Annotated in this window: 1 protein-coding gene; it reads left to right on the top strand. The window is 64.8% G+C overall.

The features are described from left to right. Positions 1–163 precede the first annotated feature (163 nt). Entirely contained in the window at positions 164–1,102 is a 939-nt protein-coding gene (locus tag QK444_RS36435) for an aminoglycoside phosphotransferase family protein (protein WP_282786674.1), read from the top strand. Positions 1,103–1,152: the final 50 nt, after the last annotated feature.

Genomic DNA, 1,152 nt, shown 5'->3' on the forward strand with positions numbered 1-1,152 from the left:
AGATTGAATGGACGGCGTTTGTGGCCGGGGCGACGGATGGCGAATTCGACTTCGAGCATGTGAGCTGAACTGTTCAGGATCTCTGCCTTGTCGCGAGCATCCGCTGGCCAACGACTGACCACCCGCTGGACAGCTATGGGCGGGCGAACTGCACAATAGCCCGGTGGCCGTCAATGAGGACGTGACGAATCGCGTCGAATGGCGAGAGCTGCCGCCGATGGTGCGGAAGGGCATCGAGCAGCGCCTCGGCCTGCGGGTGACATCGGCGACCAACCAAGTCGGCGGGTTCAGTCATGGCCTGGCCGCGTGCGTGCGCTTGGAGGACGGGACGGCTGCTTTTATCAAGGCTGTCAGTGTCCATGACGGTCTCGTGGAGCGGTACCGGGCTGAAGCCGCTACTGCCGCGGAGCTTTCAGCGCGCATCCCCACCCCCGAGGTCCGGTTCACCGTCGAAGCAGCTGGATGGTTCGCGGTGGCCTTCGAGTTCATCGAGGGACACCATCCGCAGCTCGATCAGCAGGATGAGCTGAACAGCGTCCTCCGGATGCTGGACGAGCTTGCTGAAAAGCTGACTCCGAGCCCCATTCCCGGGGCACCGGCGATCAGCGATGTCTATGGGCCGAAGTTGATCTGCTGGAGGCAGTTCGCCGAGCGGGGCGCACCCGCTGATATGGACGAGTGGGCGTCACGAAATCTCCACCGGCTGGCTCAGCTGGAGTCCACCTGGCCCGAGTGCGCGGTCGGCGATTCCCTGCTGCACACTGACCTTCGTCCGGACAACATGCTGATACGAGGCGACGGCTCGCCGTTCATCGTCGACTGGGCCTGGCCCTGTCGAGGTGCCGCATGGATCGACCTCGCGTCGCTGGTGCCCTCGATCGCGGGTAAAGGGCTGGATCCTGACCCGATCCTCGCCTCGCACCGTGTAACCCGGGACATCGATCCGGCCGCTATCGACGCGTTCCTGTGCGGTCTGGCCGGTTACTGGGCCTATCACAGCCGCCAACCGGCACCACGGCGTGTGCCGAACCTGCGCCGGTATCAGGCACGGTCGGCCCGGATCACGCAGGAGTGGCTGAGTCGCCGGTTGGCGTGGGCCTAGCTGTGCTGGTCGAGGGCAGCTGATGAGCTCGATGCCGAAACGTGGCGTTC

Origin of the sequence: Nocardia sp. CC201C (assembly GCF_030010695.1) — a bacterium.
Lineage (GTDB): Bacteria > Actinomycetota > Actinomycetes > Mycobacteriales > Mycobacteriaceae > Nocardia > Nocardia otitidiscaviarum.